This window comes from Pseudomonas sp. GW456-E7 (assembly GCF_059424105.1).
In genome coordinates this window covers 64,703-86,539 of the sequence record NZ_JBWKZB010000021.1, presented here as the reverse complement: position 1 = coordinate 86,539, position 21,837 = coordinate 64,703, and the positions used below count along the sequence as shown (strand labels likewise).

Genomic DNA, 21,837 nt, shown 5'->3' with positions numbered 1-21,837 from the left:
TTCACCGCTTTCGCGAGCAAGCCCGCTCCCACATGGGTTTCGCTTCTACGGTCCCTACATCCACCCATACTCAGCCATCGACAACGGATCGCCATCGCCAATGATGAAATGGTCGAGCACCCGCACATCAATCAATTCCAGCGCCTCTTGCAGACGCTTGGTCAGCACCCGGTCGGACTGACTGGGGTCACTGTTGCCCGATGGATGGTTGTGACAGAGGATCAATGCCGCTGCGTTGTTGGCCAAGGCGCGCTTGACCACCTCTCGCGGATGAACGCTGGTGTTGTCAATGGAGCCGCGAAACAGCGTCTCAAACGCCAGTACCTGATGCCTGGAATCGAGAAACAGGCAACCAAACACCTCGTGTGGCTCATGGCGCAGCATTGATTTCAGGTACTCGCGAACCGCTTGCGGACTCTCAAGTGCCGGTTTCTGACGCGCCCGCTCGGCCAGATGGCGCCTGCTCATTTCTTGCGCAGCCTGCAACTGTGCAAATTTTGCCGGCCCCAGCCCCAACTGCTTGCTGAACGCTTCCTGATCGGCCTCAAGCAGCAAACGCAGGCTGCCAAACTGATTCAACAGGTGTCGTGCCAAATCCACAGCGCTTTTACCGACCACGCCCGTCCGTAAAAATATCGCCAGTAATTCGGCGTCCGAAAGGCTTCCCGAGCCCTGTTCAAGCAACCTCTCCCGCGGCCGTTCCGCCGCTGGCCAATCGCGAATACTCATAACACCTCCCTGTCTGTGGGCGCCGCTGTTCCGTAGCGGTCGCTGTGATATCGTAGCCCATCTTTTTTGCGGGCGAATTCACCCTGGGGAGGGGGTTTCGCCACGTATGTCACCAACGAATTGAAAGGCAGGCCTATGCAGCGGCTGTATCGGAAACGCATTGTTCTGGGCGTCGGCGGCGGTATCGCTGCCTACAAGAGCGCCGACCTGGTTCGCCGCCTGATCGACCAGGGCGCCGAAGTGCGCGTGGTCATGACCCGTGGCGGCGCAGAGTTCATCACCCCGTTGACCATGCAGGCCCTGTCCGGGCACCCGGTCCATCTGGACCTGCTGGACCCGGCGGCCGAAGCGGCCATGGGCCACATCGAACTGGCGAAATGGGCCGACCTGGTGCTGATCGCCCCCGCCACGGCGGATCTGATTGCCCGCCTGGCCCAAGGCATTGCCGATGACCTGCTGACCACGCTGGTGCTGGCCACCGACGCGGTGGTCGCCGTTGCCCCGGCCATGAACCAGGCCATGTGGCGCGATCCGGCGACCCAGGCCAACCTGCAAACCCTCGAAAGCCGCGATATCAAGGTCTTCGGCCCGGCCTCCGGCAGCCAGGCCTGCGGCGACGTCGGCCTGGGGCGCATGCTCGAAGCCCTTGAACTGGCTCAGTGCGCCGCTGACTGTTTCCAGCGCCAGGCCCTGACCGGCAAGCACGTACTGATCACCGCCGGCCCGACCCAGGAAAACATCGACCCGGTGCGCTATATCACCAACCACAGCTCCGGGAAAATGGGCTTTGCCCTGGCCGAAGCCGCCGTGGAAGCCGGTGCCCGCGTGACCCTGATCACCGGCCCAGTGCATCTGCCGACCCCGGATCGCGTCACTCGCATCGACGTGGTCAGTGCCCGCGACATGCTCGCCGCCTGCGAAGCAGCCATCCCTTGCGATCTGTTCATCGCCTCGGCAGCCGTCGCGGACTACCGCCCGGAAGTCGTCGCCCCGCAGAAACTCAAGAAAGATCCTACGAACGGCGACGGCTTGTTGCTACAGATGGTGCGTAACCCGGACATCCTGGCCACCATCGCCACCCGCCCCGACCGTCCGTTCAGTGTCGGTTTCGCCGCCGAGACCGAACACCTGCTCGATTACGCTGCGCGCAAGTTGAAAGACAAGAACCTCGATTTGATCGTCGCCAACGACGTCGCCAACCCGAGCATTGGCTTCAACAGCGAAGAAAACGCCTGCAGCGTCATCGATCGTGAGCTTCACGCCACACTTTTCGCCCAGACCAGCAAGAGCAAGATTGCTCGCCAGCTGATCACTTTTATCGCCGAACGTCTGAACCAGGTTTAATTTACATGCACGCTTTGCAAGCCAAGATCCTCGACCCCCGCATCGGCACCGAATTCCCGCTGCCGCAATACGCCACACCGGGCTCCGCCGGCCTCGACCTGCGCGCCATGCTGGAGCAGGACACCGTGATCAAGCCGGGTGAAACCGTGCTGATCCCTACCGGCCTGTCGGTCTACATCGGTGACCCGAACCTGGCGGCGCTGATCCTGCCGCGCTCGGGGATGGGCCATAAGCACGGCATCGTGCTGGGCAATCTGGTCGGCCTGATCGACTCCGATTACCAGGGCCCGTTGATGGTCTCCTGCTGGAACCGTGGCCAGACCGAATTCACCATGCCGGTCGGCGAGCGCCTGGCGCAACTGGTGCTGGTGCCGGTGGTGCAGGCTCACTTCGAGATGGTTGACGAGTTTGTTGAAACCGAGCGCGGCACTGGCGGTTTCGGCCATACCGGTACTCGTTGATAGAGATCCATCGTGGCGAGGGAGCTTGTTCCCTCGCCACAAAATTCAAATTGTCATCTGCAACGTTTAGCACCGAAAATCAAGGCATTGCCCGGCCAAACCCTTGCCGTCAGGGGCGTCATGGCCCTTTCACACCACGAACTCTCTGTGGAAAACGCCGTCATACCCTTCAGTTTGAACCTGTCGCCGAATGACTCGGCGGCCTGTCCAGCCACTTTCGAGATGGAGCATTTCCACAGATGAACACCCCGGCCAAAATTGCACCCAAGTTCCCTGACAGCATCTTCCGCGCCTACGACATCCGCGGCACCGTCCCGGAATTCCTGAACGCCGAGACCGCTTACTGGATTGGCCGCGCCGTCGGCTCCCAAAGCCTGGCCCAGGGCGAGCCAAATGTGTCCGTCGGTCGCGACGGTCGCTTGTCCGGTCCGGAGCTGGTCGCGCAATTGATCAAAGGCATCGCCGACAGCGGCTGCCACGTCAGCGATGTCGGCCTGGTCCCGACGCCGGCGCTGTACTACGCCGCCAACGTGCTGGCCGGCAAATCCGGGGTGATGCTCACCGGCAGCCACAACCCGTCGAACTACAACGGCTTCAAGATCGTCATTGCCGGCGACACCCTGGCCAACGAACAGATCCAGGCCCTGCACGACCGCCTCAAGACCAACAACCTGAGCAGCGGCCAGGGCAGCATCACCCAGGTCGAAATCCTCGAGCGCTACACCACCGAAATCGTCCAGGACATCAAGCTGGCCCGTCGCCTGAAAGTGGTTGTCGATTGCGGCAACGGCGCGGCCGGCGTGATTGCCCCGCAGCTGATCGAAGCGCTGAACTGCGAAGTCATCCCGCTGTTCTGCGAAGTCGACGGCAACTTCCCGAACCACCACCCGGACCCGGGCAAGCCAGAGAACCTGGTGGACCTGATCGCCAAGGTCAAGGAAACCAACGCCGACATCGGCCTGGCCTTCGACGGCGACGGCGACCGCGTCGGCGTGGTGACCAACACCGGCAGCATCGTCTATCCGGACCGCCTGCTGATGCTGTTCGCCCGCGACGTCGTAGCACGCAACCCAGGCGCCGAGATCATCTTCGACGTCAAATGCACCCGGCGCCTGATCCCGCTGATCAAGGAGTACGGCGGCCGGTCGTTAATGTGGAAGACCGGTCACTCGCTGATCAAAAAGAAAATGAAACAATCCGGCGCCCTGCTGGCTGGCGAAATGAGCGGGCACATCTTCTTCAAGGAGCGCTGGTTCGGTTTCGACGACGGCATCTACAGCGCCGCGCGGTTGCTGGAGATCCTCAGCAAGGAAAAATCCTCGGCGGAAGAGCTGTTCGCAACCTTCCCGAACGATATTTCTACGCCGGAAATCAATATCCATGTGACCGAAGAGAGCAAATTCAGCATCATTGATGCACTGCACGACGCACAGTGGGGCGCAGGCGCCGACCTGACCACCATTGACGGCGTGCGAGTCGACTACGCCAAAGGCTGGGGCCTGGTACGCGCATCCAACACCACACCGGTGCTGGTGCTGCGTTTCGAGGCCGATGACGAGGCTGAATTGCAGCGCATCAAGGACGTTTTCAAAGTCCAGTTGAAGCGCGTTGCACCTGATCTCCAACTACCGTTCTGATTCACCCGGAGCCCTGAATGACCCTCGAACGCGAAGCCGCCGCCAACACCGCCAAGGTCCTGTCCGAAGCGTTGCCTTATATCCGCCGATACGTCGGCAAGACACTGGTGATCAAATACGGCGGCAACGCGATGGAAAGCGAGGAGCTGAAAACCGGCTTCGCCCGCGACATCGTGCTGATGAAGGCCGTGGGCATCAACCCGGTGGTGGTTCACGGCGGCGGCCCGCAAATCGGTGACCTGCTCAAGCGCCTGTCGATCGAGAGTCATTTCGTCGACGGCATGCGCGTCACCGACGCCGCGACCATGGACGTGGTGGAAATGGTCCTCGGCGGCCAGGTCAACAAGGACATCGTCAACCTGATCAACCGCCACGGCGGCAGCGCCATCGGCCTGACCGGTAAAGACGCCGAGCTGATTCGTGCGAAGAAGCTCACCGTCACCCGCCAGACCCCGGAAATGACCACCCCGGAAATCATCGACATCGGCCATGTGGGCGAAGTGGTCGGGATCAATACCGACTTGCTGAACCTGCTGGTCAAAGGCGATTTCATCCCGGTTATCGCGCCAATCGGCGTCGGCGCCAACGGTGAGTCGTACAACATCAACGCTGACCTGGTGGCCGGTAAAGTCGCCGAGGCGTTGAAGGCCGAGAAGCTGATGCTGCTGACCAACATCGCCGGCCTGATGGACAAGTCGGGCAAGGTCCTGACCGGTCTGACGACTCAACAGGTCGACGAACTGATCGCCGACGGCACCATCTACGGCGGCATGCTGCCGAAGATCCGTTGCGCACTGGAAGCGGTCCAGGGCGGCGTGGGCAGCTCGTTGATCATCGACGGTCGTGTGCCGAACGCGATCCTGCTGGAAATCTTCACCGATACCGGCGTGGGCACCCTGATCAGCAATCGCAAGCGTCACTAAGCGATAGCGCAATGAAAAAGACCCCGCTCAGCCTGGCTGAGCGGGGTCTTTTTTTGCCTGCAAATCCACCCCTTGTAGGAGCTGCCGAAGGCTGCGATCTTTTGATTTTGCTTTTAAAAAAGATCAAAAGATCGCAGCCTGCGGCAGCTCCTACAAGGGTTTGGCGTTACACGCCGAACTGGGCGCGGTAGGCTTCGACGGCTGGCAGGTGCTGCTTGAGCTGCGGATCATCCGCCAGGAATTCCAGCACCTGGTTCAGCGAAACGATGCTGATGACCGGGATGCCAAAGTCACGCTCGACCTCCTGGATCGCCGACAACTCGCCATTGCCGCGCTCCTGACGGTTCAGGGCGATCAGCACGCCGGCGGCCTTGGCGCCGTCCTGGGAGGCGATGATCTGCATCACTTCACGGATGGCTGTACCGGCGGTGATCACGTCGTCGATGATCAGCACTTCGCCGGTCAACGGTGCGCCGACCAGGCTGCCGCCTTCGCCGTGGGCCTTGGCTTCCTTGCGGTTGAAGCACCATGGCAGGTCACGGTTGTGATGTTCGGCCAGGGCCACGGCCGTAGTCGCCGCCAACGGGATGCCCTTGTAGGCGGGGCCAAACAGCACGTCGAACGCAATGCCGCTCTCGGCAATGGCAGCGGCGTAGAAACGACCCAGCTGCGCCAGGGCCGAACCCGAATTGAACAGCCCGGCATTGAAGAAGTAAGGACTGGTGCGCCCGGACTTCAGGGTGAACTCACCGAAGCGCAAAACGCCGCGATCGATGGCAAAACGGATGAAATCGCGCTGATACGCTTGCATGAAAAACCCCAAATACCACGGATTTAGCTAATTAGCTTGACGCCGTGTATCATACACGCACGCGATTTTTGGGGCCATTTATGCGGATCATCAGTGTGAACGTCAATGGTATTCAGGCTGCAGTCGAGCGTGGTTTGCTCAGTTGGCTGCAGGCACAGAATGCCGACGTCATCTGCCTGCAGGACACCCGCGCCTCCGCCTTTGAACTGGACGATCCAGCCTTCCAACTGGATGGATACTTCCTTTATGCCTGCGATGCCGAAGTCCCCGCCCAAGGTGGCGTGGCTTTGTATTCGCGGCTGCAACCGAAGGCTGTCATCAGCGGTCTCGGTTTCGAGACGGCCGACCGCTACGGGCGCTACCTGCAAGCCGATTTCGACAAGGTCAGCATCGCGACCTTGCTGCTCCCTTCGGGGCAGAACGGCGATGAAGACTTGAACCAGAAGTTCAAGCTAATGGACGACTTCGCCCGTTATCTGGATAAACAGCGGCGCAAACGTCGCGAGTACATCTATTGTGGCTCGCTGTACGTGGCGCAACAGAAGCTGGATATCAAGAACTGGCGCGATAGCCAGCAATCTCCGGGTTTCCTGGCGCCTGAACGCGCCTGGATGGACGAGATTGTCGGCAACATGGGCTATGTCGACGCCCTGCGCGAAGTCAGCCGCGAAGGCGACCAGTACAGCTGGTGGCCGGATAACGAACAGGCGGAGATGCTCAACCTCGGTTGGCGCTTCGACTATCAGTTGCTGACCCCGGGCCTGCGCCGTTTCGTACGCAGTGCACGTCTGCCACGCCAGCCGCGGTTCTCGCAACACGCGCCGTTGATCGTGGACTACGACTGGACGCTGACCATCTGAGGCGTCGTTTCGCAGACGCCCAGGCCAGTCAAAAAAAATGCCCGTATCGCAAGATACGGGCATTTTTTATGGGGCAAGCCGGCTGAACTTCAGACAGCGACGAAAAATGGCAGCGCCAGGAACAACTTGATGACGATGACGTTAATGATGTCGATGAAGAATGCGCCCACCATTGGCACCACCAGAAATGCAATCTGCGAAGGTCCGTAGCGCTGTGTCACGGCCTGCATATTAGCAATGGCTGTTGGCGTGGCACCCAGCCCGAAACCGCAATGTCCTGCCGCCAGTACTGCCGCATCGTAGTTGCTCCCCATTATTCTGAACGTCACGAATATCGCAAACAGCGCCATGACGACTGTTTGCACAGCCAGAATGATAAAGATCGGCAAAGCCAGCGATGCCAGGTCCCAGAGTTTGAGGGACATCAGGGCAATTGCCAGGAACAGCGACAAGCTTACATTCCCAAGTACCGAGACTTCGCGCTCAAACACCTGATACAAGCCAAGTGCCGAAAGCCCGTTGCGCAGAACAACACCGACGAACAACACACAAACGAAAGTCGGCAACTCGAATGCACTGCCGAGCAACAGCCCATTGAGAAGATTACCCGCCAGCAAGCTGACGGCGATCAGCGCGAGTGTCTCGATAAACGAGAAAGGCGTGATCGAGCGCTCCTTGTTCGGTTGCTCAAAGCCCTTCGGCGCGCGCGGCTTCGCTTGCTCAACGCAACCGGGTACCTGTACTCGCTTGATCAACAAGCGGGCGACCGGCCCACCAATCAGACCGCCCAGCACCAGGCCGAAGGTCGCAGAGGCCATCGCAAGCTCGGAAGCCGAAGCCAGGCCGTATTTCTCGCTGAATGTCGCGCTCCAGGCAGCGCCTGTGCCGTGACCGCCCGCCAGGGTCACCGAGCCTGTCAGCAGGCCCATCAGAGGATCAAGCCCCAGCAGGCTGGCAAGACCAATGCCCATGGCATTCTGGACCAGCAGAAGCCCGCTGACCGCAAGAATGAAAATCCCCACGACGCGCCCGCCCTTCTTCAGGCTGGCGAAGTCGGCGCTCAAGCCAATGGTGGCGAAAAACGCCAGCATCAAGGGGGTCTGCAACGAAGTGTCGAACCGGACTTGAACATCGAAGCTGCGCAAGGCCAGGAGAACCAGGGCAACCACCAGGCCACCCGCTACAGGTTCGGGGATATTGTAGGCGCGTAGAAAACCGACACGTGTGACAAGCCCGCGACCCAATAACAGCACCAGGGAGGCGGCGACTAATGTCCCATAAAAATCAAGCTGAATCATTTTGCACTTATTCTTGGATATATATTCAGGGGCGAACTTTTTACCTGGACACGCCTCTTGAACAGGTTGAATTTCTCAACACTGATTGATGGTGAATTCAAGGACCTTCAATGGTTTGAATATATCAAAATATTTCTTGAAATATTTCGTGGTGGCAACTTTATCAATCACCCTGACTTATTGCCAAGCATAAGGGCAACATTGACACTGCACAGTTGTGACTAAAAATGTATTAACTCAGCAGCACTTGCCATAATACTTGTTACAACTAGAAAACATTACAACTTGAAACATTTATTGGATATGACAAACGAAAATGCCCCGAATCATCGGGGCATTTGCTTATTACCTTGGCTGACGCTGCTTCTGCTTTGCTTCTGTGGGTGCGAGCAGGCTCGCTCCTGCAAGTGAAGATTGATCGTTATTTGATCAGTCGCCAGGTAAACGGGTACCGGTAAGGAAACCCTTCATTGGCTTTCACCCCGGCAATGATCGTCAGCACCAGCGCACCTATCGCCACCAGTCCGAACAGGAAGAACCCGATGATCACCACCATCAGCAGGAAGCAGATGGCCGAGGCAATGGCGACGGTGATCTGGAAGTTCAAAGCCTCCTTGCCCTGAGCGTCAATGAACGGGTCCATCTCGCGCTTCATTTGCCAGAGAATCAGCGGACCGATCAGCGTGCCGAACGGAATCCAGATCCCCAGCAAGGCGGACAGGTGACAGAACATCGCCCACTGACGCACCTCCTGGCTCGGCGTGGGCAGCGGCAGTTGTTCATCACTCATGGTGTCCTCCTTGCCTGGAGCGGTCCGGTCAGTCGGCCAATGCGGCCTTTTGCAGTTCGAAGATCTCGTTCATGCCTTTCTTCGCCAGTTCCAGCATGGCGTTCAGCTCTTCAGGCTGGAACGGCGCGCCTTCGGCAGTACCCTGGACTTCAATGAAACCGCCAGCACTGGTCATCACCACGTTCAGGTCGGTTTCGGCGGCCGAGTCTTCCAGGTAGTCGAGGTCGAGTACAGGCTCACCCTTGTACATGCCCACGGAAACAGCAGCGATCATCTGCTTGACCGGGTCGCCGCCTTTCAGGCCGCCACGCTTCTTGATCACTTTCAAGGCATCGATCAGCGCGACCATGGAACCGGTGATCGACGCCGTGCGGGTGCCACCGTCTGCCTGGATCACGTCGCAGTCGACGTACAGGGTGACGTCGCCCAGCTTGGTCATGTCCAGCGCCGCGCGCAGGGAACGGCCGATCAGACGCTGGATTTCCAGCGTACGGCCGCCTTGCTTGCCACGGCTGGCTTCACGCTGGTTACGCTCGCCGGTGGCACGTGGCAGCATGCCGTACTCGGCGGTCAGCCAGCCCTGGCCCTGGCCTTTCAGGAAACGCGGTACGCCCGGTTCAACGCTGACGGTGCAGATGACCTTGGTATCACCGAACTCGACCAGCACAGAACCCTCGGCGTGTTTGGTGTAGTTGCGGGTGATGCGGATCGAGCGGAGCTGATCGGCAGCGCGACCACTTGGACGTATCATAGGGAATACCTGTACTGGGGACGGAAAACTGCGGAGCATTATAGAGCCGACGGCCGCCACTGGGCACTTCTAAAAAAATCCGCCGACGACCGAAGGCTCTGCACTGCACGCCGGCGCAGGCCTGCCGCTCTTTGTCACACCCTGTGTTTGGGCGCATCCGCGCCACTGCGCTACAATCCTGCGCCTTTGCTGCCAGTCGGCTTTAATTCATTGATATCGGATTCCCGGAACCAAGGTTCTGCGCCGATCTGCCTTGCGAGGTACCGCCATGGTGCACAGCATGACCGCCTTCGCCCGCGTCGAAAAAGCCGGCGTCCAGGGCACCCTGAGCTGGGAACTGCGGTCGGTCAACAGCCGCTACCTGGAACCCCACTTGCGCCTGCCGGAGTCCTTTCGCGACCTCGAAGGCGCGGTACGTGAAGCCCTGCGCCAAGGCGTATCGCGGGGCAAGCTCGAATGCACCCTGCGCTTCACCGAAGAAAACACCGGCAAAGCGCTGCAGATCGATCAGGAGCGCGCCGCGCAACTGGTCGCCGCCGCCGAGACCATCGCCGGCCTGATCAAGAACCCGGCCGCGCTGAACCCGCTTGAGGTCCTGGCCTGGCCCGGCGTACTGGTGGGCGACGCCACCGACCCGCAAGCCTTGAACGCCGAAGCGCTGGCACTGTTCAACCAGGGCCTCAAGGAACTCAAGGCCGGCCGCGAGCGCGAAGGTGCGGAGCTGGCACGGTTGATCAACGAGCGCCTGACCTCCATCGAAGAAGACGTGGTGACCCTGCGCGAACTGGTCCCGCAGATGCTCGCCACCCAGCGCCAGAAAGTCCTCGACCGTTTCGCCGACATGAAGGCAGAGATGGACCCGCAGCGCCTGGAGCAGGAAATGGTCATGCTCGCGCAAAAAAGCGACGTCGCCGAAGAACTGGATCGCCTGAGCACTCACATCATCGAAGTTCGCCGGGTACTCAAATCCGGCGGCGCTGCCGGGCGGCGCCTGGACTTCCTGATGCAGGAACTCAACCGCGAAGCCAACACACTGGGCTCCAAAGCCTTCGACCCGCGCAGCACCCAGGCTGCGGTCAACCTCAAGGTGTTGATCGAGCAGATGCGCGAACAAGTGCAGAATATTGAGTAAGGCTACCCCGACATGACCCACAGCACTGGCACCCTTTACATCATTTCCGCCCCTTCGGGCGCGGGCAAGAGCAGCCTGGTCAAGGCTTTGACCGACGCCAATCCGGAGATCCGCGTCTCAGTCTCCCACACCACCCGTGCCATGCGCCCGGGCGAAGTGGACGGCGTGAACTACAACTTCGTCTCGCGCGAAGAGTTCGTGAAGATGATCGAACACGGCGACTTCCTCGAGCGCGCCGAAGTGTTCGGCAATCTCTACGGCACTTCGCAAAGCCACCTTCAGCAGACCCTGGACCAAGGCCACGACCTGATCCTGGAAATCGACTGGCAAGGTGCCGAGCAAGTGCGCAAGCTGATGCCGCAGGCCCGCTCGGTCTTCATCCTGCCGCCGTCACTGCAGGCCCTGCACCAGCGCCTGACCAACCGTGGCCAGGACAGCGACGAGATCATTGACGGCCGGATGCGCGAAGCCGTCAGCGAAATGAGCCATTACGTCGACTACGATTACCTGATCATCAACGACGATTTCGCCCACGCACTGCACGACCTGAAGGCGATTTTCCGCGCCAATCAGCTGATCCAGAAGCGTCAGCAGCAGCGTCACGGCAAATTGCTGGCTGAATTGCTCGGTTAATCAGCTCTTCCCAAAACCGCTGCAAGGGCTTTACATTGGCACTTACAGCGCGTTGAAGGGCTTGGTCAAAAAATCAGCGCTTCCCTAATCGCTGGTGATTTTTTAAACTGTTGAGTCCGCTCGCCCATCCGGGCAGCGCGCATATTGCATTTGCTACGAGGAAGACCATGGCCCGCGTAACCGTTGAAGATTGCCTAGAACACGTGGATAACCGCTTTGAGCTGGTCATGCTCTCTACCAAGCGTGCCCGTCAACTGGCCACCGGCGGCAAAGAGCCGAAAGTAGCATGGGAAAACGACAAGCCTACCGTCGTCGCCCTGCGCGAAATCGCTGAAGGCCTGATCGACTACGCAGCTATCGCCGAAGCCGAAATCGTTGAAGATGAACCGCTTTTTGCTGCATTCGAGGACGAGTCCAACGAGGCCGTCTAAGCCTATGCCTGGTCGACGTAGCACGGCGCGGGAACACAGCTTACGGCAGGAGACATCATGCCGAGCATAGACGCCCTCGCCGATCGCTTATCGACCTACCTCGGCAATGACCAGGTCAACCTGGTCCGCCGAGCGTATTTCTACGCCGAACAAGCCCACGACGGCCAACGCCGCCGTAGCGGCGAGGCGTACGTCACGCACCCACTCGCGGTGGCGAATATTCTTGCCGACATGCACATGGACCATCAGAGCCTGATGGCCGCCATGCTGCATGACGTGATCGAAGACACCGGTATTGCCAAGGAAGCGCTGCAAGCGCAGTTCGGCGAAACCGTGGCCGAACTGGTCGACGGGGTCAGCAAACTGACCCAGATGAACTTCGAGACCAAGGCCGAAGCCCAAGCCGAAAACTTCCAGAAAATGGCCATGGCCATGGCCCGCGACATTCGCGTGATCCTGGTCAAGCTGGCCGACCGCCTGCACAACATGCGCACCCTGGAAGTGCTGTCCGGCGAAAAACGCCGGCGCATCGCCAAGGAGACCCTGGAAATCTATGCGCCCATCGCCAACCGGCTGGGCATGCACGCCATCCGCATAGAATTCGAAGACCTCGGCTTCAAGGCCATGCACCCGATGCGTTCCGCGCGGATCTACCAGGCCGTCAAGCGCGCCCGGGGCAACCGCAAGGAAATCGTCAACAAGATCGAAGAATCCTTAAGCCACTGCCTGGCCATCGATGGCATCCAGGGCGAGGTCAGCGGTCGCCAGAAACACCTCTACGGCATCTACAAGAAAATGCGCGGCAAGCGTCGGGCCTTCAACGAGATCATGGACGTCTACGCGTTCCGGATCATCGTCGACAAGGTCGATACCTGCTACCGCGTGCTGGGTGCTGTACATAACTTGTACAAGCCACTGCCGGGGCGCTTCAAGGATTACATCGCGATCCCCAAGGCCAACGGCTACCAGTCGCTGCACACCACGCTGTTCGGCATGCACGGTGTTCCGATCGAGATCCAGATCCGTACCCGTGAAATGGAAGAGATGGCCAACAACGGCATCGCCGCCCATTGGCTGTACAAATCCAGCGGCGACGAGCAGCCAAAAGGCACCCATGCCCGCGCCCGCCAGTGGGTCAAGGGCGTGCTGGAAATGCAGCAACGCGCCGGCAACTCGCTGGAATTCATCGAAAGCGTGAAGATCGACCTGTTCCCGGACGAGGTCTACGTGTTCACGCCCAAGGGCCGGATCATGGAGCTGCCCAAGGGCTCCACGGCGGTCGACTTCGCTTACGCGGTGCATACCGACGTGGGCAACAGCTGCATTGCCTGCCGGATCAACCGCCGTCTCGCACCGCTGTCCGAACCGCTGCAAAGCGGCTCCACGGTCGAGATCGTCAGCGCTCCTGGCGCACGGCCGAACCCGGCGTGGCTCAACTTCGTGGTCACCGGCAAGGCGCGCACACACATCCGCCATGCCCTGAAGCTGCAACGCCGCTCGGAATCCATCAGCCTCGGCGAACGCCTGCTGAACAAGGTCCTCAACGGATTCGACAGCGCGCTGGAGAAAATCCCGGCCGAACGCGTCAAGGCGATGCTCGCCGAGTATCGCCTCGAACTGATCGAGGATTTGCTCGAGGATATCGGCCTGGGCAATCGCATGGCCTATGTGGTCGCCCGCCGCCTGCTCGGCGAAGGCGAACAGCTGCCAAGTCCGGAAGGCCCGCTGGCGATTCGCGGCACCGAAGGCCTGGTACTCAGCTACGCCAAGTGCTGCACACCGATCCCGGGCGACCCGATTGTCGGCCACCTGTCCGCAGGCAAAGGCATGGTCGTGCACCTGGACAACTGCCGCAACATCAGCGAAATCCGCCACAACCCGGAAAAATGCATCCAGCTCTCGTGGGCCAAGGATGTCACCGGCGAATTCAACGTCGAACTGCGCGTCGAACTGGAACACCAGCGCGGCCTGATTGCCCTGCTGGCCAGCAGCGTCAACGCCGCCGACGGCAACATCGAGAAAATCAGCATGGACGAACGCGATGGTCGCATCAGCGTGGTCCAGTTGGTGGTCAGCGTGCACGACCGCGTGCACCTGGCCCGCGTGATCAAGAAACTGCGCGCCTTGACCGGGGTGATCCGCATCACCCGAATGCGTGCTTAAGCCCACTTACAAGGAGTCATTCATGTCCAAGACTGTTATCACCAGCGACAAGGCCCCGGCCGCCATCGGTACTTACTCCCAGGCGATCAAGGCTGGCAACACCGTCTACATGTCGGGCCAGATTCCCCTGGACCCAAAAACCATGGAACTGGTTGAAGGCTTCGAAGCCCAGACCGTCCAGGTGTTCGAGAACCTCAAGGCCGTAGCCGAAGCAGCCGGTGGTTCGTTCAAGGACATCGTCAAGCTGAACATCTTCCTCACCGACCTGAGCCACTTCGCCAAGGTCAACGAGATCATGGGCAAGTACTTCGACCAGCCTTACCCTGCCCGCGCCGCCATCGGCGTTGCAGCCCTGCCAAAGGGTTCGCAGGTTGAAATGGATGCCATCCTGGTCATCGAGTAATGTGCACGGCGCAGCCTGGGGCTGCGCCGACTGCTCTGCTGTAAAGAAAGTTTGAAAGGATTCCACCATGCGCAATGCGCTTGCTCTCTCGCTGCTCGCCCTGCTCCTGGGCGGATGTGCCAGCAACCCTGCCGATCGTGATATCAGCGGCACCTGGATCAATCAGGTGGCGATCGATGCTGCCGCCAAAGGCGTCCCCCTGCGTGAAGCGCTCCAGGCCTATGGCCCGAACCTGGAATGGGACATCAACACCAAGGCCGGCCAGGCCCGCTACACCAACGGCTTTGAAAACGTCGAAGGCAAGCTGCAGGGTGAAGAATCCGGCCTCTGGAAAGTCGACTTTTATGGCAGCTCCGGCAGTGAACTGAAGCGTGATGGCAAACAATTGAGCCAGACCGCGACCGAAAACGAATCAGCCCAGGTCTTCGACCGGGCATTGATCCCGGTACCGGATGGCGCACCGCTTGGCGCCAGCTTCGAACGCGCGCTGTATTCGGCCTACATGGGCGGTAGCTGGAAAGTCGTCAGCGGCCCCGGCGAAGGCGACACCGTACAGTTCCAGGCCGACGGCCAGGTGACCGGTCTGCCGGGTAGTGACCGTTATGCGCTGTGCCTGGCCGGCGACTGTGCCTCGATGAGTGGTGGCAACGACAACATGTGGCTGCAACTCAATGGGCAAGGAAACGCCTGGATCTTTGCGCGCAAGGGCAAAGAGCTGGAGATTTTCCAGACCGTGAACACGGCGCAGGCGGACGAGATGCCTCAGTACATGCCTGGCGATCGCAAGTGGCTGCTGGAAAAACAGTAACCATCTGAAAAGATCGCAGCCTCCGGCAGCTCCTACAGGGTCATGCAAACACCTGTAGGAGCTGCCGAAGGCTGCGATCTTTTTTGTTTTTCAACGCCCTTCAAGAATCGCCGCATACCCCTCACGGAAGCTCGGATACTTCGGCGTCCAGCCCAAGGCCTTCGCCCGCGCATTACTGCAACGCTTGCTGCCGGTGCGCCGCACGCTTGAATCGTCATCCCATTCAGTCACGCCCAGATACCCGCGCAACCAGCCCACCACGTCGGCCAGCGCTGCCGGCTCATCATCGACGCCGATGTAGACATCCTCCAGCGCCACGCCACGCCGGTCCGCCTCAAGCAGGCACGCCATCAACCCTGCGGCATCGTCCGCATGGATCCGGTTGGCATACAACGGTGGTTCGACCGCCACGCGATAACCCCGGCGGACCTGAGTCAGCAACCACTCACGCCCCGGGCCGTAGATGCCGGTCAGTCGCACGACACTGGCCGGGATACCGCTCTTGAGCGCGATCTGCTCGGCCTCCAGCATCACACGTCCAGAATAACCGGACGCCACCGTAGACGAACTTTCATCGACCCACTCGCCATCCTGCTGCCCGTAAACACTGCTGCTGGACACGAACAGCAGGCGATTGGGCACCTGACCGTAGTCGTTGAGCCACTCCAGCACATGCTCCAGCCCCTGGACATAGGCAGCACGGTAGCCGGCTTCGTCGTGATCGGTGGCTGCCGCGCAATACACCAGGTAATCCACGGCACCGATCGGCCAAGTGGCCGGGCAGTCTTTGTTGAACAAATCACCGGCAACGCCGATGACGCCCGCGGGCAGGCGAGCAACATCCCGCCGCAGGCCATGAACCTCCCATCCCGCCGCCAGCAGTTGTGTGGCCAGGCGACTGCCGACATCCCCGCAGCCGGCGATCAAAACAGTAGGTGCAGACATCAGAAAACTCCCATCGCAAAGCCACAGACTAGCGCCGGCAACAGACAGGCGGCTAGCAATGCAGGAAAAAAAGAGACGCTATTACTTCTGTTAACAAGAATTACTTGCAATAATACGCCCCACTTTTGTTCTCGGCCCTTCGAGGCCTGGAAGAACATCACCCGTTTTTTCTCTCAGGTCCGGCCAGCATGACACGTAATCAACTCTCCGCTTCGCCAACCAAACGACCTCGCGCCTGGAGCGCGGTGGCCGCCCTGCTCCTCAGCCTGATGCTCGCGCCAGTCGCCGCTTTCGCCGATGCCCAGGCGCCCGCTGCTCCGGCCGCCGCCGCAGCCCCTGCACCGGCTGATCACGCCGCCCCGGCCGTCGCTCCCGCCGCGACCGATCCTGCCCAGGCAGCGCCGACAGAAACCCTGGGTGAAGACGTTCCTGAAGTCCTCGAAGCCGACAACACTCTGGGCATGGCCCATGACCTGTCGCCGTGGGGCATGTACAAGAATGCCGACATCATCGTGAAAATCGTGATGATCGGCCTGGCCATCGCCTCGATCATCACCTGGACCATCTGGATCGCCAAGGGTTTTGAGCTGATGGGCGCCAAGCGTCGCCTGCGCGGTGAAATCGCCCAACTGAAAAAATCCGCCTCCCTCAAGGAAGCCAGCGCCACGGCGGCGAAGGAAGGCACCCTCGCCAACCTGCTGGTGCACGATGCTCTCGAAGAGATGCGCCTGTCGGTCAACAGCCGCGAGAAAGAAGGCATCAAGGAGCGTGTCAGCTTCCGCCTTGAGCGCCTGGTCGCAGCCTGCGGTCGCAACATGAGCAGCGGCACCGGCGTGCTGGCGACCATCGGCTCCACCGCGCCCTTCGTCGGCCTGTTCGGTACCGTGTGGGGCATCATGAACAGCTTCATCGGCATCGCCAAAACCCAGACGACCAACCTCGCCGTCGTCGCTCCCGGCATCGCCGAAGCCCTGCTGGCCACCGCACTGGGCCTGGTTGCAGCGATCCCTGCGGTCGTGATCTACAACGTCTTCGCCCGCTCCATCGCCGGTTACAAGGCTCAAGTGTCCGATGCGTCGGCACAGGTCCTGCTGCTGGTCAGCCGCGACCTCGACCACCAGCCTGAGCGCAGCTCGCAACCGCACATGGTGAAAATGGGGTAATCGGCCATGGGCCTGCATTTGAAAGAAGGGGCAGACGACGATCTGTCCGAAAACCACGAAATCAACGTGACGCCGTTCATCGACGTGATGCTGGTGCTGTTGATCATCTTCATGGTGGCGGCCCCGTTGGCCACCGTGGACATCAAGGTCGACCTGCCCGCTTCCACCGCCAAACCGGCACCGCGGCCAGAGAAACCGGTGTTCCTCAGCGTCAAGGCTGACCAGCGCCTGTTCCTCGGTGAAGACGAAGTGAAGGCCGAAGCACTCGGCGCCACGCTCGACGCCAGGACCCAGGGCAAGAAAGACACCACGATCTTCTTCCAGGCCGACAAAGGCGTGGATTACGGCGACCTGATGAGCGTGATGGACAACCTGCGCTCGGCCGGTTACCTGAAGGTAGGTCTGGTCGGACTCGAGACGGCAGCCAAGAAATGATCACGACGCGCCATAAGCTGACGCGTTACAGCGGTAGCCTGGCTGTGGTGCTGGGCGTTCACGCGCTGGCCATCGCGCTGGCGCTGAACTGGTCCGCCCGCCCGCCCATCGAATTGCCGCCCCAGGCAATGATGGTCGAACTGGCACCGGTCCCTGCCCCGCCACCGCCTGCTCCGCCGAAGGTCGTCACCCCTCCGCAGCCACCGGCTCCGGTTGAAGAACTGCCGATCCCCAAGCTCGCCGAAGCGCCGAAAGCTGAAATTGCCGTGCCCAAGCCCGTCAAGCCAAAGCCCAAGCCACAGCCGCCCAAGCCGGTAGAGAAGAAACCCGAACCGCCGAAGGAAAAACCGGCCGAGGAAAAGCCTGCCGAAACGCAACAGACTCAGGCGCCAACGGAGAAATCCGCTCAGCCTGCACCGGGTCCTTCGCCGGCTCAACTGGCGGCCAAGGCCAGCTGGCAAGGCACGCTGCTGGCGCACCTGCAGAAGTACAAAAAGTACCCTGCCAGTGCACAGGCCCGGGGCAAGGAAGGCATGAACCGCCTGCGTTTCGTCGTGGATGCCGAAGGCAATGTGTTGTCGTTTGAACTGGTAGGCGCCTCGGGCACTGCCGATCTGGACCGGGCCACCCTGGAAATGATCCGCCGCGCTCAACCGCTGCCCAAGCCGCCGGCCGACATGCTGACCAATGGCTCCATCGAGATCGTTGCACCCTTTGTGTATTCGCTGGAAAAACGCCGCCGGTAAACGCACCACCGCCCCATGTGGGAGCGAGCTTGCTCGCGATAGCGGTCTAACATTCAACGCAGATGTCGAATGTTGGGCCCTCATCGCGAGCAAGCTCGCTCCCACAGAGATTTCTGCCAGCAGGAAGGTCGCGTTCCAAGCCAAAAAGGCACCGAAAGGTGCCTTTCTCTTATCTACCAGCGGCAAACCGGCATTGCCCGGTGTCACCCGACACGCTCAGTCTGATAACGTGCGTCTATCGATTGCAGCCGGTATGCTTGGCCCGCAACTTCATGGACGCTTGCTATGACCCTCACAGAATTACGCTACATCGTTACCCTCGCCCAAGAGCAGCACTTCGGCCACGCGGCCGAGCGTTGCCACGTCAGCCAGCCGACCCTTTCGGTGGGCGTGAAAAAGCTTGAAGACGAACTCGGTGTGCTGATTTTCGAGCGCAGCAAAAGCGCCGTGCGCCTGACGCCGGTCGGCGAAGGCATCGTGGCCCAGGCGCAAAAGGTGCTGGAACAGGCCCAGGGCATCCGCGAACTGGCCCAGGCCGGCAAGAATCAGCTGACTGCCCCGCTCAAAGTCGGCGCGATCTACACCGTCGGCCCGTACCTGTTCCCGCACCTGATTCCACAACTGCACCGGGTCGCCCCGCAGATGCCGTTGTACATCGAAGAAAACTTCACCCACGTGCTGCGCGACAAACTGCGCAACGGCGAACTCGACGCGATCATCATCGCCCTGCCGTTCAGCGAAGCCGACGTGCTGACCCTGCAGCTCTACGACGAGCCGTTCTACGTGCTGATGCCGGCCCAGCACCCGTGGACACAAAAAGAGTCCATCGACGCCAACCTGCTCAACGACAAGAGCCTGCTGCTGCTCGGCGAAGGCCACTGCTTCCGCGATCAGGTACTGGAAGCCTGCCCGACCCTGACCAAAGGCAACGACGGCGCCAAGCACACCACGGTGGAATCCAGCTCCCTGGAAACCATTCGCCACATGGTCGCGTCCGGCCTGGGGATTTCGATCCTGCCGTTGTCAGCGGTGGACAGCCATCACTACGCCCCCGGCGTGATCGAGGTGCGTCCGTTGTCGGCACCCGTACCGTTCCGCACCGTGGCCATTGCGTGGCGCGCGAGCTTCCCGCGTCCGAAGGCGATTGAAATCCTCGCCGACTCCATTCGCCTGTGCTCGGTGGCCAAGCCAGCGGCGCAGGTCGCTGCGGGCTAAGCGACGGTCATGAGCGAGTTGTCGCAAGTGTCGGTGACGGCACTCAAGGGTGTCGGTGAAGCCATGGCCGAGAAACTGGCCAAGGTCGGCCTGGAAAACCTCCAGGACGTGTTGTTTCACTTGCCCCTGCGCTATCAGGACCGCACCCGCGTGGTCCCGATCGGCGCGCTGCGACCCGGGCAGGATGCAGTCATCGAAGGCACGGTCAGCGGCGCCGATGTGGTCATGGGCCGTCGGCGCAGCCTCGTGGTGCGCTTGCAGGACGGCACCGGCGGACTCAGCCTGCGCTTCTACCATTTCAGCAATGCGCAGAAGGAAGGCCTCAAACGCGGCACGCGGATTCGCTGCTACGGCGAGGCACGGCCCGGTGCTTCGGGGCTGGAGATCTACCACCCGGAATATCGCGCCATTACTGGCGACGAACCACCGCCGGTGGATGAAACCCTGACCCCGGTCTACCCGCTCACCGAGGGCCTGACCCAACAGCGCCTGCGCCAGTTGTGCATGCAGACCCTCACCCTGCTCGGCCCCAGCAGCCTGCCCGACTGGCTGCCGAACGAGCTGGCCCGCGACTACCAACTGGCACCGCTTGCCGATGCAATCCGCTACCTGCACAACCCGCCCGCCGATGCCGACGTCGATGAACTCGCCCTCGGCCATCACTGGGCGCAGCACCGCCTGGCTTTCGAAGAACTGCTGACCCATCAACTGTCACAACAGCGCCTACGCGAAAGCATGCGCGCCCTGCGTGCGCCGGCGATGCCCAAAGCCACCCGGCTGCCGGCCAAATACCTGGCCAATCTCGGCTTCAGCCCGACCGGCGCCCAGCAACGGGTCGGCAACGAAATCGCCTACGACCTCAGCCAGCACGAACCGATGCTGCGGCTGATCCAGGGCGACGTCGGCGCTGGCAAAACGGTGGTCGCCGCCCTTGCCGCGCTGCAAGCGCTGGAGGCCGGTTATCAGGTCGCACTGATGGCACCCACCGAGATTCTCGCCGAGCAGCACTTCATCACCTTCAAGCGCTGGCTCGAGCCGCTGGGCATCGAAGTCGCCTGGCTCGCCGGCAAGCTCAAGGGCAAGAACCGCACCGCAGCACTGGAGCAGATCGCCAATGGCACGCCCATGGTGGTTGGCACTCACGCGCTGTTCCAGGACGAAGTGCAATTCAAGAACCTTGCGCTGGTGATCATCGACGAACAGCACCGTTTCGGCGTACAGCAGCGTCTGGCCCTGCGGCAGAAAGGCGTCGGCGGACGCATGTGTCCGCACCAATTGATCATGACCGCCACGCCGATTCCGCGCACGCTGGCCATGAGCGCCTACGCCGATCTCGACACCTCGATCCTCGACGAACTACCCCCCGGCCGAACCCCGGTCAACACCGTGCTGATCACCGACACCCGACGGGTCGAAGTCATCGAGCGGGTGCGCAGCGCTTGCGCCGAAGGGCGTCAGGCCTATTGGGTGTGCACGCTGATCGAAGAGTCGGAAGAGTTGACCTGCCAAGCCGCCGAAACCACCTTTGAGGACCTCACCGCCGCCCTCGGCGAGCTGAAGGTCGGGCTGATCCACGGCCGCATGAAACCTGCGGAAAAAGCGGCGGTGATGGCCGAATTCAAGGCCGGTAACCTGCAACTGCTGGTCGCGACCACGGTGATCGAAGTGGGCGTGGACGTACCCAACGCCAGCCTGATGATCATCGAAAACCCCGAGCGGCTGGGCCTGGCGCAATTGCACCAGTTGCGCGGCCGCGTCGGTCGGGGCAGCGCCGTCAGCCATTGCGTGCTGCTCTACCATCCGCCGCTGTCACAGATCGGCCGCCAGCGCCTGGGCATCATGCGCGAAACCAACGATGGTTTTGTCATCGCCGAAAAGGACCTGGAATTGCGCGGCCCCGGCGAAATGCTCGGCACCCGCCAAACCGGCCTGCTTCAATTCAAGGTCGCCGACCTGATGCGCGATGCCGATTTGCTGCCCGCCGTGCGTGATGCCGCCCAGGCATTGCTCGAACGCTGGCCGACCCACGTCAGCCCGCTACTCGACCGTTGGCTGCGTCATGGCCAACAATACGGCCAAGTGTGACAACCGTCACAGTTTCTGAGGCGTGGCCTTAGGCAAGCTGGTTATACTCCTGCAATTGTTTAATCACGGATACA

The 21,837-nt window shown here is 60.9% G+C and carries 21 protein-coding genes and 1 pseudogene; 16 read left to right on the top strand and 6 right to left on the bottom strand.

Translation table 11 applies throughout. The features are described from left to right. Positions 1–54: 54 nt before the first annotated feature. Positions 55–729, bottom strand: a complete 675-nt coding sequence (gene radC / locus AC07YV_RS15515; RefSeq protein WP_102700098.1) for a RadC family protein — start codon at positions 727–729, stop codon at positions 55–57. A gap of 135 nt (positions 730–864) precedes the next feature. Between radC and coaBC the strand changes: the two genes are divergently transcribed. The 4 genes and pseudogenes from coaBC to argB all read left to right on the top strand — a co-directional run bounded on the left by coaBC (position 865) and on the right by argB (position 5,094). After that, complete coding sequence (gene coaBC / locus AC07YV_RS15510; RefSeq protein ID WP_102700099.1) at positions 865–2,073, top strand: bifunctional phosphopantothenoylcysteine decarboxylase/phosphopantothenate--cysteine ligase CoaBC; 1,209 nt, start codon at positions 865–867, stop codon at positions 2,071–2,073. Positions 2,074–2,078: 5 nt separating this feature from the next. Continuing rightward, complete coding sequence (gene dut / locus AC07YV_RS15505) at positions 2,079–2,534, top strand: dUTP diphosphatase (RefSeq protein WP_102700100.1); 456 nt, start codon at positions 2,079–2,081, stop codon at positions 2,532–2,534. A 260-nt stretch (positions 2,535–2,794) separates the two neighbouring features. Beyond that, a pseudogene (locus tag AC07YV_RS15500) lies at positions 2,795–4,171 on the top strand (phosphomannomutase/phosphoglucomutase); the annotation flags it as partial. Between the two features lie 17 nt (positions 4,172–4,188). Continuing rightward, positions 4,189–5,094: an acetylglutamate kinase gene (argB, locus tag AC07YV_RS15495; RefSeq protein WP_007975174.1), complete on the top strand. Its 906-nt coding sequence runs from the start codon at positions 4,189–4,191 to the stop codon at positions 5,092–5,094. A gap of 166 nt (positions 5,095–5,260) precedes the next feature. Here argB and pyrE read toward each other — a convergent pair whose 3' ends face one another. Beyond that, on the bottom strand, positions 5,261–5,905 hold the full coding sequence (gene pyrE / locus AC07YV_RS15490) for an orotate phosphoribosyltransferase (protein ID WP_007975175.1): 645 nt from the start codon (positions 5,903–5,905) through the stop codon (positions 5,261–5,263). 80 nt (positions 5,906–5,985) lie between these two features. Here pyrE and crc point away from each other — a divergent pair, with 80 nt between their 5' ends. Continuing rightward, positions 5,986–6,765, top strand: coding sequence for a catabolite repression control protein Crc (crc, locus tag AC07YV_RS15485; protein ID WP_003176915.1), 780 nt, complete (start codon positions 5,986–5,988; stop codon positions 6,763–6,765). 89 nt (positions 6,766–6,854) lie between these two features. Here the strand turns inward: crc and gltS are convergent, their stop codons facing one another. The 3 genes from gltS to rph all read right to left on the bottom strand — a co-directional run bounded on the left by gltS (position 6,855) and on the right by rph (position 9,604). After that, entirely contained in the window at positions 6,855–8,063 is a 1,209-nt protein-coding gene (gene gltS, locus AC07YV_RS15480) for a sodium/glutamate symporter (protein ID WP_102700101.1), read from the bottom strand. A 421-nt stretch (positions 8,064–8,484) separates the two neighbouring features. Then, entirely contained in the window at positions 8,485–8,853 is a 369-nt protein-coding gene (locus AC07YV_RS15475) for a DUF4870 domain-containing protein (protein ID WP_007975177.1), read from the bottom strand. 28 nt (positions 8,854–8,881) lie between these two features. After that, positions 8,882–9,604 (bottom strand): ribonuclease PH, encoded by a 723-nt coding sequence (gene rph / locus AC07YV_RS15470; protein WP_007975179.1) that lies wholly within the window; start codon positions 9,602–9,604, stop codon positions 8,882–8,884. A gap of 268 nt (positions 9,605–9,872) precedes the next feature. On the opposite strand from rph, the gene AC07YV_RS15465 reads away from it, so the two are divergent. From AC07YV_RS15465 to AC07YV_RS15440, 6 genes are all read left to right on the top strand, one after another. Next, a complete protein-coding gene (locus tag AC07YV_RS15465) occupies positions 9,873–10,736 on the top strand; it encodes a YicC/YloC family endoribonuclease (RefSeq protein WP_007975180.1) in 864 nt (287 codons plus the stop codon). Between the two features lie 12 nt (positions 10,737–10,748). Then, the gene (gene gmk, locus AC07YV_RS15460; protein ID WP_102700102.1) at positions 10,749–11,369 is read left to right on the top strand and encodes a guanylate kinase; all 621 of its coding nucleotides are present in this window, start codon (positions 10,749–10,751) and stop codon (positions 11,367–11,369) included. Between the two features lie 167 nt (positions 11,370–11,536). Further along, on the top strand, positions 11,537–11,800 hold the full coding sequence (gene rpoZ / locus AC07YV_RS15455; protein WP_007921129.1) for a DNA-directed RNA polymerase subunit omega: 264 nt from the start codon (positions 11,537–11,539) through the stop codon (positions 11,798–11,800). Between the two features lie 57 nt (positions 11,801–11,857). Continuing rightward, a complete protein-coding gene (gene spoT, locus AC07YV_RS15450; protein ID WP_102700103.1) occupies positions 11,858–13,963 on the top strand; it encodes a bifunctional GTP diphosphokinase/guanosine-3',5'-bis pyrophosphate 3'-pyrophosphohydrolase in 2,106 nt (701 codons plus the stop codon). Positions 13,964–13,985: 22 nt separating this feature from the next. Continuing rightward, positions 13,986–14,366 (top strand): RidA family protein, encoded by a 381-nt coding sequence (locus AC07YV_RS15445; RefSeq protein WP_102673745.1) that lies wholly within the window; start codon positions 13,986–13,988, stop codon positions 14,364–14,366. A 67-nt stretch (positions 14,367–14,433) separates the two neighbouring features. Then, entirely contained in the window at positions 14,434–15,174 is a 741-nt protein-coding gene (locus AC07YV_RS15440) for a hypothetical protein (RefSeq protein ID WP_102700104.1), read from the top strand. Between the two features lie 90 nt (positions 15,175–15,264). Here the strand turns inward: AC07YV_RS15440 and AC07YV_RS15435 are convergent, their stop codons facing one another. Next, positions 15,265–16,119 carry an SDR family oxidoreductase gene (locus AC07YV_RS15435; RefSeq protein ID WP_102700105.1) on the bottom strand — a complete coding sequence of 285 codons (855 nt, stop codon included), beginning with the start codon at positions 16,117–16,119 and terminating at the stop codon, positions 15,265–15,267. A gap of 188 nt (positions 16,120–16,307) precedes the next feature. On the opposite strand from AC07YV_RS15435, the gene exbB reads away from it, so the two are divergent. From exbB to recG, 5 genes are all read left to right on the top strand, one after another. Continuing rightward, positions 16,308–17,282: a tonB-system energizer ExbB gene (gene exbB / locus AC07YV_RS15430; RefSeq protein ID WP_102700106.1), complete on the top strand. Its 975-nt coding sequence runs from the start codon at positions 16,308–16,310 to the stop codon at positions 17,280–17,282. Positions 17,283–17,288: 6 nt separating this feature from the next. Continuing rightward, positions 17,289–17,717 (top strand): TonB system transport protein ExbD, encoded by a 429-nt coding sequence (gene exbD / locus AC07YV_RS15425; RefSeq protein WP_007975187.1) that lies wholly within the window; start codon positions 17,289–17,291, stop codon positions 17,715–17,717. Next, positions 17,714–18,463, top strand: coding sequence for an energy transducer TonB family protein (locus tag AC07YV_RS15420; protein WP_015097375.1), 750 nt, complete (start codon positions 17,714–17,716; stop codon positions 18,461–18,463). The genes exbD and AC07YV_RS15420 overlap by 4 nt, the downstream gene beginning before the upstream one ends. 285 nt (positions 18,464–18,748) lie before the next feature. Continuing rightward, complete coding sequence (locus AC07YV_RS15415) at positions 18,749–19,678, top strand: hydrogen peroxide-inducible genes activator (RefSeq protein ID WP_095964342.1); 930 nt, start codon at positions 18,749–18,751, stop codon at positions 19,676–19,678. Positions 19,679–19,687: 9 nt separating this feature from the next. Further along, positions 19,688–21,763: an ATP-dependent DNA helicase RecG gene (gene recG / locus AC07YV_RS15410; protein ID WP_102700107.1), complete on the top strand. Its 2,076-nt coding sequence runs from the start codon at positions 19,688–19,690 to the stop codon at positions 21,761–21,763. Positions 21,764–21,837: the final 74 nt, after the last annotated feature.

Coding starts and splice junctions, on each gene's coding strand:
- pyrE (WP_007975175.1), bottom strand. CDS start 5,905: ATGCAAGCGTATCAGCGCGATTTCATCCGTTTTGCCATCGATCGCGGC.
- radC (WP_102700098.1), bottom strand. CDS start 729: ATGAGTATTCGCGATTGGCCAGCGGCGGAACGGCCGCGGGAGAGGTTG.
- AC07YV_RS15465 (WP_007975180.1), top strand. CDS start 9,873: ATGGTGCACAGCATGACCGCCTTCGCCCGCGTCGAAAAAGCCGGCGTC.
- AC07YV_RS15435 (WP_102700105.1), bottom strand. CDS start 16,119: ATGTCTGCACCTACTGTTTTGATCGCCGGCTGCGGGGATGTCGGCAGT.
- AC07YV_RS15445 (WP_102673745.1), top strand. CDS start 13,986: ATGTCCAAGACTGTTATCACCAGCGACAAGGCCCCGGCCGCCATCGGT.
- rpoZ (WP_007921129.1), top strand. CDS start 11,537: ATGGCCCGCGTAACCGTTGAAGATTGCCTAGAACACGTGGATAACCGC.
- dut (WP_102700100.1), top strand. CDS start 2,079: ATGCACGCTTTGCAAGCCAAGATCCTCGACCCCCGCATCGGCACCGAA.
- recG (WP_102700107.1), top strand. CDS start 19,688: ATGAGCGAGTTGTCGCAAGTGTCGGTGACGGCACTCAAGGGTGTCGGT.
- gmk (WP_102700102.1), top strand. CDS start 10,749: ATGACCCACAGCACTGGCACCCTTTACATCATTTCCGCCCCTTCGGGC.
- AC07YV_RS15475 (WP_007975177.1), bottom strand. CDS start 8,853: ATGAGTGATGAACAACTGCCGCTGCCCACGCCGAGCCAGGAGGTGCGT.
- exbD (WP_007975187.1), top strand. CDS start 17,289: ATGGGCCTGCATTTGAAAGAAGGGGCAGACGACGATCTGTCCGAAAAC.
- AC07YV_RS15440 (WP_102700104.1), top strand. CDS start 14,434: ATGCGCAATGCGCTTGCTCTCTCGCTGCTCGCCCTGCTCCTGGGCGGA.
- AC07YV_RS15420 (WP_015097375.1), top strand. CDS start 17,714: ATGATCACGACGCGCCATAAGCTGACGCGTTACAGCGGTAGCCTGGCT.
- argB (WP_007975174.1), top strand. CDS start 4,189: ATGACCCTCGAACGCGAAGCCGCCGCCAACACCGCCAAGGTCCTGTCC.
- coaBC (WP_102700099.1), top strand. CDS start 865: ATGCAGCGGCTGTATCGGAAACGCATTGTTCTGGGCGTCGGCGGCGGT.
- gltS (WP_102700101.1), bottom strand. CDS start 8,063: ATGATTCAGCTTGATTTTTATGGGACATTAGTCGCCGCCTCCCTGGTG.
- spoT (WP_102700103.1), top strand. CDS start 11,858: ATGCCGAGCATAGACGCCCTCGCCGATCGCTTATCGACCTACCTCGGC.
- exbB (WP_102700106.1), top strand. CDS start 16,308: ATGACACGTAATCAACTCTCCGCTTCGCCAACCAAACGACCTCGCGCC.
- crc (WP_003176915.1), top strand. CDS start 5,986: ATGCGGATCATCAGTGTGAACGTCAATGGTATTCAGGCTGCAGTCGAG.
- AC07YV_RS15415 (WP_095964342.1), top strand. CDS start 18,749: ATGACCCTCACAGAATTACGCTACATCGTTACCCTCGCCCAAGAGCAG.
- rph (WP_007975179.1), bottom strand. CDS start 9,604: ATGATACGTCCAAGTGGTCGCGCTGCCGATCAGCTCCGCTCGATCCGC.